Source organism: Arthrobacter crystallopoietes BAB-32, from assembly GCF_000328305.2.
Taxonomy (GTDB): Bacteria; Actinomycetota; Actinomycetes; order Actinomycetales; family Micrococcaceae; genus Crystallibacter; species Crystallibacter crystallopoietes_A.
In genome coordinates, this window is the sequence record NZ_ANPE02000114.1 from 1 (window position 1) to 9,445 (window position 9,445).

Annotated in this window: 9 protein-coding genes; 3 read left to right on the forward strand and 6 right to left on the reverse strand. The window is 64.8% G+C overall.

Features of this window, described 5'->3' with window-relative positions; all coding sequences use genetic code 11:
* A partial coding sequence (locus D477_RS09335) for an MBL fold metallo-hydrolase (protein ID WP_005268783.1) occupies positions 1–686 on the forward strand: 686 nt, incomplete at its 5' end.
* Positions 687–695: 9 nt separating this feature from the next.
* Positions 696–2,093 (forward strand): MFS transporter, encoded by a 1,398-nt coding sequence (locus tag D477_RS09340; protein ID WP_005268784.1) that lies wholly within the window; start codon positions 696–698, stop codon positions 2,091–2,093.
* Between the two features lie 85 nt (positions 2,094–2,178).
* Here the strand turns inward: D477_RS09340 and D477_RS09345 are convergent, their stop codons facing one another.
* Positions 2,179–2,493, reverse strand: coding sequence for a DUF3040 domain-containing protein (locus D477_RS09345; protein ID WP_005268785.1), 315 nt, complete (start codon positions 2,491–2,493; stop codon positions 2,179–2,181).
* Between the two features lie 274 nt (positions 2,494–2,767).
* Between D477_RS09345 and D477_RS09350 the strand changes: the two genes are divergently transcribed.
* Positions 2,768–3,391, forward strand: a complete 624-nt coding sequence (locus D477_RS09350) for a DedA family protein (RefSeq protein WP_005268786.1) — start codon at positions 2,768–2,770, stop codon at positions 3,389–3,391.
* Between the two features lie 17 nt (positions 3,392–3,408).
* On the opposite strand, the gene D477_RS09355 is transcribed toward D477_RS09350, so the two are convergent.
* The 5 genes from D477_RS09355 to D477_RS23710 form a co-directional block, all read right to left on the reverse strand.
* Complete coding sequence (locus D477_RS09355) at positions 3,409–4,284, reverse strand: EamA family transporter (protein ID WP_005268787.1); 876 nt, start codon at positions 4,282–4,284, stop codon at positions 3,409–3,411.
* A gap of 76 nt (positions 4,285–4,360) precedes the next feature.
* Positions 4,361–4,741 (reverse strand): universal stress protein, encoded by a 381-nt coding sequence (locus D477_RS09360; RefSeq protein ID WP_005268788.1) that lies wholly within the window; start codon positions 4,739–4,741, stop codon positions 4,361–4,363.
* Positions 4,742–4,774: 33 nt separating this feature from the next.
* Positions 4,775–6,964 carry a tripartite tricarboxylate transporter permease gene (locus D477_RS09365; protein ID WP_005268789.1) on the reverse strand — a complete coding sequence of 730 codons (2,190 nt, stop codon included), beginning with the start codon at positions 6,962–6,964 and terminating at the stop codon, positions 4,775–4,777.
* Between the two features lie 9 nt (positions 6,965–6,973).
* Positions 6,974–8,809, reverse strand: coding sequence for a PrpF domain-containing protein (locus tag D477_RS23705; protein ID WP_337587558.1), 1,836 nt, complete (start codon positions 8,807–8,809; stop codon positions 6,974–6,976).
* Entirely contained in the window at positions 8,754–9,248 is a 495-nt protein-coding gene (locus D477_RS23710; RefSeq protein ID WP_337587559.1) for a PrpF domain-containing protein, read from the reverse strand. The genes D477_RS23705 and D477_RS23710 overlap by 56 nt, the downstream gene beginning before the upstream one ends.
* Positions 9,249–9,445: the final 197 nt, after the last annotated feature.

The following is a 9,445-nucleotide window of genomic DNA, read 5'->3' on the forward strand; positions in this document are numbered from 1 at the left end:
CCACGCCGGGCGTCGCCGGACTGGTCGAGGGGCTGCTCACCGCGTACGCCACGGACTGCAACGACCGGATCTTCGACTCGCTGGCGAAGAGTCCGGTGGAGCAGTTCGAGCCCCGCGAGATCGTGCTGCCGCAGGGGACGGGCTTCGACCCGGACACCAACGTCGCCCCCGACATGGAGCCGTTCGAGGTGTTCCGGGACGCCAACGTCACGGTCAGCGCGATCCTGGTCTCGCACCACCCGACGGCGCCGGCCTACGCTTTCCGCTTCGACACGGAAGCCGGATCCGTCACCATTTCCGGCGACACCGCCCCCTGCGCCAACATGGTGCGCCTGTCCCGCGGCACGGACCTGCTGCTGCACGAGGCGATCAACCTGGAGCTTCTGGCCCGCCAGTATTCGGACGCCCAGATGCTCCAGGCCACCATGGACCACCACCGCCGTGCCCACACCACCGCGGCGGAGGCCGGAAAGATCGCGGACGACGCCGGTGCCCGCCACCTCGCGCTGCACCATCTGGTCCCGAGCTACTCACCTCCGGAGGCCTGGGCGGAAGCCCGCACCACCTTCAGCGGAATGCTGAGCATTCCGGACGACCTTGACCGCATCCCGTTCGGCACCTCCGCCGTCGAAAATTCCCTCGCCGCCGCTGCCACCGCCGGCAGCCCGGCCGTACGCTGGACATAAGGACACGCCATGACCACGCAACCGAACCTGCCCGCCGCGGCCAGCGGCTACCATGCCAGTCCGCGCGAAATGCGGCGGATCCTGTTCTCCTCGTTCCTCGGCACCGCCGTCGAATACTACGACTTCATCCTCTACGCCACGGCCGCCGGGATCGTCTTCAACCAGGTGTTCTTCGCCGGCATGGACCCGAACCTGGCGATCCTGGTCTCCTTCGGCACGCTCGCCGTCGGCTATGTCGCCCGTCCGCTCGGCGGCTTCATCTTCGGGCACCTCGGCGACATGCTCGGCCGCAAGGCGATCCTGGTCGGCACGGTGCTGATGATGGGCATCGCCTCGACACTGATCGGCCTGCTCCCCACCACCGAGCAGATCGGCATCTGGGCCCCGATCCTGCTGGTGGCGCTGCGCCTTTTCCAAGGCATCGCGGTGGGCGGCGAATGGGGCGGCGCCATGCTGCTGGCGTTCGAGAACGCGAAGAAGGAATCCCGCGGCTTCGCCTCGGCCTTCGCCTACATGGGCGCGCCGGCCGGCACCATCCTAGGCACCCTGATGCTCTCGGCCATGGCGACGCTGCCGGACGGGCAGTTCCTGGCTTGGGGCTGGCGCGTGCCGTTCGTGCTCTCCGCCGTGCTGATGGGCCTGGCCATCTTCATCCGAATGAAGGTGTCCGAATCCCGCGTCTTCAAGGAGCTCTCCGCGAAGGCCGAGACGAAGAAGCGGCGTGTCCCGGCGGCCGAGCTGTTCCGCGAGCATCCCAAGGCGCTGCTGACCGCCGTGGTCTCCGGCCTGTCCGGGCAGATGGCGCAGGGCCTGATGGGTGCCTGGGCGATTGCCTACGCCGTGCAGCAGGCCGTGCTGGCCCCGACCGAGGTGCTCAACCTTAAGGCGCTCGGCGGCGTGGCCACGATCGTCATGATCATCATCGCCTCGAAGCTCTCCGACCGCCTGGGCCGCCGCAAGGTGCTGATCTGGGGCAACATCGGCGCGATGCTGCTGGCCTTCCCCGTCATGTCGCTGCTCGAGATGGATTCCACCGTGGCCTTCATGCTCGCGATCTTCCTGGGCCTGTCCACAGTGCAGGGTTTCACCGCCGGCCCGTACGGCGCCTTCGTGGGCGAACTGTTCCCCACGTCCGTGCGCTACTCCGGCACTTCCATCGGCTACCAGCTGGCTTCCACGCTCGGCGCCGGCTTCACACCGATGATCGCGACGGCCCTCGTGGTCGCCGGCGGCGGATCGCTGTGGCTGGTCGCCTGCCTCTGGATCGCCTTCTCCGGCATGAGTTTGGTGGCCCTGCTGGCCGCCAAGGACCGCTCGGGCGAGGACATCGAGCAGCTCGACAGCCCATCCGGCCCGGCCCACGCACAAGCTGAACCGGTCCCTCCGGTTGCGAGCGCCCGCGCCTAGCGGTTTCGTTCCAGGAACGACGGCGGCGCGCACCACAGCCGGTGCGCGCCGCTTTGCGTGCCTCACCGTAGGCGAGGGCCACCGCCTATGGTGAGGCACCGCCGTCGTTGTTGATCCGCTTTTTGCCGGTGCCCCGGAACAGCCGGTTGCCAACCAGCCGATAGGCGCCGGCGCCCATGACAAGGAAGCCCAGTACACCGATGATGGTGATCTGGGTGGCGATGCCGACGATGATCAACGCGAGTCCGGCAACCGAGATGAGGATGCTGGTAACGGCTATCCGGCCCGGGACCCTGCCGCCCCGTGCCGACCCCAGCTTGTGCGCCAGGCCGGGATCGTCCGCGCTCAAGGCCTGCTCGAGTTCTTCCAAGCGTTTGCGTTCCTCTTCCGACAGCGGCATGCTGCGCCTCCTTTGCAGGCTGCCGGCAGCTGGAGATTCCGAACTGCAGGGCGTCTGACCGGCATTGTGCCTGCTGCCCCTTATTATCGGCCCCGTTGCGTTCCGGAATCCATATGCGGCGCAGACTTCCTCGACGGGCACCGGAGCCCACCCCGGACCGCCTTCATCACCGGGCACCGGATTGCTGCCGGGCACCGGGGCAACGACTTGTCTGGCATAGTGGGCAGATGGTTGCCAGAGTTGCGGCGGCCGTCGGCGGACACGAGGAGGCGGCTTGGACGAGCTCGGCGAGTTCCTGCGCAATCTTGACTCCGTGTGGATCTACCCGGCCGGCGCCCTCAGTGTTGCCCTGTCCGCGGTGCTGCCGCCGGCCCCGAGCACCACGCTGTTCGTCGCGCTCGGTTCGCTGTCGGTGAGTTCCGACCAGCTCAATCCGTTCCTGCTGGCAGCGTCTATGTTTGCCGGAGCGATGGCCGGGGACCTGGCCACCTTCCTGCTCGTCCGGCATTTCAGGATCAACGAGCGGAACTTCTTCTCCGGGCCGCGCTGGCAGGCGGCATTCCGGTCCGCCGGCCTGAAGCTGAGAGGGCGGGGCTTGCCGATCGTGCTCACGTCCAGGTTCATCCCGCTCGGGCGGTTGTCGTTGAACGTCGCTGCGGCTGTGGCCCGGCAGCCCCTCCGGAGTTTCGCGGCCCACTCCGCGCTCGCCGCCCTGTTGTGGTCGACCTATGCAGTAGGCGTGGGCGCGCTGTCCGGTTCATGGCCGGAGCTGTCCACGGAATTCGCCGTGCTGCTGGCCATCGCCGTGTCCCTGGTGCTCGGCCGGCTGATCAACTACGCGTTGGCGTGGTGGGAAAACCGCGGGCAGCTTGAGGATGCAAACCGTCACGCTGGCTGAGCGGCCTGCAGCTGGAGCTAACGCGGAGGTGCGGTGCGGACGGCGCCGATGCTGGCGGCCACGACGAGGGCGATGGCAACCAGATGGGTCCAGCTGAGCTCCTGTCCGAGCACCAGGAATCCGGCCAGGGCGGCGACGGCTGGAGCCATGGACGTCAGGATCGAGAAGGTGGCGGCCGGGATGCGCCGGAGCGAAATGAGTTCGAAGGCGTAGGGGACCGCAGAGGACAGCAGGGCAACGCCGAGTCCGACGGCCAGCACGAGGGGATCCAGCAAGGCAGTCCCCGCCGTGAATACCGCGCCGGGCGTGGCGATGACGGTGCCGAAAGCCATGGCGAGGGCGAGACCGCCCAAGCCCGGGAAAGCCGCGCCGGTCCTCGCGCTGAGCAGGATGTACAGGGCCCAGCAGGCCGCGGCAGCGAGGGCGAAGAGGATGCCGAGCGGATCGAGGCCGCCGCTCAAGCCGCCCCGGCCCAGCAATGCCACGCCGGCAAAGGCGAGAACGGCCCACAGGATGGCGCTCGCCCGGCGGCTGGCGATGACCGAGAGCACCAGCGGGCCGAGCACTTCCAGGGTGACCGCGACGCCGAGGGGCACCCGCTCGATGGACGCATAGATGAACGAATTCATCGCCGCCATGGCTGCCCCGAACCAGGCTGCTGTCCACCACGCGGCCCGGCCATGGCCGCGCAGCTGCGGTCTGGCAACGGCAAACAGGATGACGGCGGAGAACACAAGCCGGAGGAAGACCATGCCCAGCGGCCCCGCGGCCGGGAACACGAGCACCGCCAGCGCGGCGCCGATCTGCTGGCACAGCATGGAGGCCAGGAGCAGTCCCGCCGCGCCGGCGTACCCGGACGTCGTTCGGGAGGTTGCCTCCGGCGTCGTACTCATGAGAATAAGGCTAAGGATGCAAGTACGGCCGGGGAAATCCGCTTTCCCCGGCCGTACTTCGAGATGCCTGCCTTGACTAATTCGCTTTGACAGTCAGGACCGCGCAATCTGCTTCCAGAAGGATGCGTTGAGCGTGGCTCCCTAAGAGCAGCTTGCCCACCCGTGACCTTTTACGCAGTCCGATGACTATCAGGGAAGCCTGGAGATCCTGTCCGGCTTGGAGCACAAGATCGGCGGCGTCATGCACAGTCTCCGATTGCGGCAGCAAATCGACGTTCCTCCCTCTGGACATGAACCCGCTCCGGTCTATGCCTAACTCCTCAAGCTGCAGCGCTGCCCGATCGGTGTCGATATTGGCGATAACCAGGTCAGCGTCCAGTCGGATCGATTCCTGGACTCCGCGTTGAACTGCTTTCAGTCCTTCAGCGGTGTTCGTGTAGCAGGCGAGAACGGTCATCCGTCTTCCTTCGGTTAGTGGTTTCGGTTGCGATCAGGAAACAAGCTGACCGAACCATCCTTGCGGGAGATCGATTGGCAGCAGCGACGGCAACAGCATCAACAACAGGTACAGCACCGCGGTGTAAATGATGGCGGTACGGGTTTTGGCCCGGGCTACGACCAGGAGAAAAGCCGGAACGAAAATCATCACGGCAGGCAGGTAGCCAAGAACCGCTGTGAGCACCAGGAAACCGGCCATCCACGCGAAGGTCTTGAAAGCGAATGCGGTGTCCCGCTGTGCCTGCGGAGCAGGAGCCATTTCGCCTGCGGCGGTCTTTTCCGGAACGGGAGCCGGCTCCTGGCTGACCATTGTCGTGCCGGCCGGAGTGGCGGCAGTGCCGCCGTGTGCTGTTTTGCGCGGGCTTCCGCTGGGCTCCGGCAGGAGGGGGGCGCCGTGGCCGGTTTCGTCGGTCGTAGCAGCGTGTTCCGCTGCATCGGAGGTGCCGTCTGCGGGTGTGACATGCTTGGAAACCGCCGTTCGCCGTCGCGCCCGAAGTTCCTGCGCGAGCAGGACCATGGCAAGGATGAGTCCTGCCCAGCCGATGAGCTGAGGTACCAGGCGGGCTTCCGGAGAGAATTGCGCCGAGAGGACCAAGGAGCCGGCAAACACCATCATCGACGCCGCTGCAGCGCCCAGCGACCACCCGGTGTTCTTGAGGGGAGCCTCGGTGTCGGCTGCATTCTCGGTTGCACGATCGTCATCACGGTCCAGCCTGCGCCTGGCCCGGAACCATTTGAAGGCATTCCAGAGGATCGGCAGCACGAGGATGGCGATAAAGACCAAGCATCCGGGCCGCAGCATCCACTCGAGCCCGTTGTACAGGCTGTCGGTGAGGAAGTAGTACCGCTCGAGGGGGATCGCCAGCACGAAGCCGATGAGGAACGGCGCGCGCGGGAAGCCCGTGGCCTTCAGGACCCAGCCTGCGATGCCAAGGAGCACCATGACCCAGAGGTCACCGAGCTGCCCGCCGTCCTGATAGGACCCCAGCAGCATCACTGCCACCAGTCCCGCAGCGAGCACGGCGAACGGCACTTTTGTCAGGGAAGCCAGCGGCCGGACGGTCAGGAAGCAGAACAGGGCGCCCAGGACAGAGGCGATGGCGAAGGCCCAAACAATCAGGTACATCAGGTCCAAATGGTCCGTAATGATGGTTGGGCCCGGCTGGATGCCGTAAGTAAGCAGCATTCCCAGCAGCATTGCCGACGGAACACCACCTGGGATGCCGAAGAGCAGGGTTGGAATGAGGTCGCCTGCTTCGACGGAGTTGTTGGCGCTTTCGGGGCCGACAATGCCGCGTGGATCGCCCTTGCCGAACTTGCGTTTGTCTTTGGCCGTGGCCACGGCCTGTCCGTAGGCCAGCCACGTTCCAGCGGTAGCTCCCACACCCGGAAGGACACCCGCCCAGATGCCGATAAGCGAGCCTCGAATGACTTGGCTCCAATGGGACAGCCACTCGCGGATTCCCGAGCCCCAGCCTCCGGTGACTTTGACCGGGGAGTCTTCGCCCTTACGTTGGCTGGCTCGCGAGGCGATCTCGGCCAGGCCGAAGATTCCGAGCGCGACTGCGACGAGGGATAGTCCATCGCCGAGGAACAGGCTGCCAAAGGTGAAGCGCTCCTCGGCAGTTGTCGGAGACGTACCGACCATGCCAAGCAGCAGCCCGAGGAGGCCTGCGACCAAGCCCTTCATGACGTTTCCGCGGGAGAGCACCGCTGCGAGGGCGACGCCGAGGACCGTGAGCATGAACAGTTCCGGGCTGGCAAATGAGAGAACGAGCGGTCGGGCCAGTGGGATGGCGAGCGTGAGGCCGACTGCGCCAATGATGCCACCTGCCATGGAAGAGAGGAACGCCAGGCTGAGCGCTCGCTTTGCTTGTCCCTTTCTAGCCATGGAGTAGCCATCAAGCATCGTGACGGAGGCGGATGCAGATCCTGGTGCCCCGAGGAGCACGGCGGAAACGGTATCCGATGTGTGGACGACCGCGAGGGCGCCTATGAGCAGCGCCAGTGCAGACGCTGGTTCCATGCCGAAGGTGATCGGCAAAAGGATGGCGACGGCGCCGGTTCCGCCGAGCCCCGGAATGAGGCCCATGACCAAGCCCGCGACAACGCCGACAAGCAACATGATCAACAGGGACGGGTCCGCCAGTGAAGCCAAGGCGGCCATGGCTGAATCAAGCATGATTAGTCCTTAGTCGACGGCAATGCCGTAGGTGTCGTGGAGCAGCCGAAGAACGTACTGCTTGGTACTATCGGTAACGGTGTAGGCGGCAGCAACCCGTGATGCCAGCTGCTCGTCTGCAGCAATGGGATAACCGCCTAGGATCTTGTCAGCACGTTCGTTGAAGTCGTTGTCGGCGGCCATCTTGTGCGCCGAGGCCCTGAGCAGATCGACTGCCTTCGCAGGGGTTCCGGCCGGCGCCCAGAGGCCTTTCTGGTAGGTGTACGTCAGACCCAGCAGCGTCTTGTACGCCTCCAGTTTCTCTCCGCTGGGATCTTCTCCATGGATTTGGCGGTATACCTCTACGACAGTGGGGACGTCGGGGAAGTTCGGATCCCGGGCAACCTTGCCGTTGCTGTCAAGCTGGCCGAACGACATCAGCACGACAGCTTTGCCCTCCTTCTCGATACCCTCTACGGCGGAGGCATAGGAGCTGGTAGTCGTGTAGTCAATGTCGATCTCGCCTCGCTGTAGAGCCAGATTGACCGGTCCTCGCCCCTCGAAGCCGAACGTGGCGGTCGTATCGGCCCCGAGCAAGTCGAATGCAACGAGCGTCGTCAGGTCCAGGCCTGTTGCGGTGATACCGCCGAAAACCAGCGGCTTCTTGCGGTTGACGAGATCGCTGACTGAATTGACTCCAGCGGCCTTGCGGGCATAGATCACCCCGCCGGTACCGTTGACGAGGATTGGCGTGAGCCTTTCGAACGAGTACTTGACGGCTTTGCGGCCCAGAACCCAAGGCACAACGGTCGTAGCCGTGCTCACGAGGATGTCCGTTCCGGATTCGCGTGCGGAAGCCGCGAAATGATTGGAGCCAGTGATGCCTTCCCCGCCGGCTTCGTTCGTCGGGGCAAAGCCCGGGACACCGGGAACAAAATGGACAAACTCTGAACCGATGAACCGCGCCCACGTGTCAGTGCCGCCGCCCTCAGCCAGGGGAATAGTCAGTTTGAGCGTTTCGCCGGCGAAATCTCCGTCTTCCGTCGTGGCCGGCGGGTTGAGCATTCGGCCACCGAAAATTGTGCTCCCTACGCCCAAAGCGGCGAAAAGCCCAACGGCGGTGAGTACGGTCCGGCGGGAGTGCTGCGGTGGCTCTGCTTGCTGGGCCACCGCCGCCAGCTCAGAAGATTGTGCTCCAGGCAAAAGCGTCTCGGCCTCGGGGCGGTTGGAGCTGACCACGATCGTCTCCTTTTCACGATGGTTGGCGGCGACTGTTGTATGGCTGGAATGCGGAAGCGGGAGATGAGCCCGCGCCAGGACGCGCGCCGTGCGGGTTGAGCCGACGACGTCACCCCCGTCGATGCTGCGGCGCCAGGTGGAAATCGTTCCGGCGGGGGTGCGGATGCGAAGGTCTTCGCCCACGGGCATCCGCAAGGCACGTTGAACTATGGTTCCGGGGGTGGCAGCCGCGATGGTCAGTCCAACACTTCCGGTGATTGCGAGGGCCGGATGCGGATTGCCCATCGACAGCATCATGATCTGCACATCGACGTCAGCGTCGTCGTCGGGGCCGACGACAGCGAGCTTGGGGATGGCACGCTCTGCAGTCTCGGGAGAGTCAGCCAAACCCATGGCGACTGCTCCGGCCCGTCGCACGGCGTCCAAGCGTTCGAGTTCGGGGAGAACTTCGACCTGCCAGTCGGTGAAGGAGACAGCGGCCAAACGCGCTGTGTCAGCAGTCACGATGACCAATGGGGCACCGGCGTCAAGCAGGGTGGCTTCCACTTTTTCTGTACCGACCGTGAGCAGATCAACAGGATTGGCGGTCGGCAGCAGTCGCCCGGTGGTGCGGCCAGCCGGATCCACGAAGCCGAGACCGACGGCGGAACCAGGGAACGGGACGCCCGGGATCATGGTGTCCAGGCCTGGAAGCCAGAGACCATTGGGGGGTGGCGACGCGTTGCAGAATGGTCTGGCCGGTGTTGGTGTTCAGGGCGCGGATTATGGTTTCTCCCTGACCCGGCTGCACCCAGCCATTGTCGAGTGCGTACGGTGCGAGGACTGCTGAGCAGTTACCGCAGTTGCTGCCCCAATCGACCTTGCCCTCCTCGATGCCAATCTGAGCGAAGGTGTAGTCAACATCAATTCCAGGCCTGTCGGACTTGGACAGAATAACTGCCTTGCTGGTAGTGGAGGTGGCACCGCCAACGCCGTCGATTTGCCGCGGATCCGGACTGCCGTAAAGCCGGAGCAGCACTTCATCAACCGTGTAGCCGGGCAGCTCGAGTTGCTCTCTTTCGAACACCCAGCACTTGCTGGTACCTCCCCGCATCCAAACTGCAGGAATCATGTGTGTGATCGGTCTCACCTACTCTACGAATCGTGGGCTGGGCATTTCCAATGTGACGACCAGCACGCTCTGTGGATTCGATATTGAATCGCTAGAGGTTGAATTTCCAGTTACAAAAAGTAGACATGGCTTAAGCAGTGCTAAATTTGGGA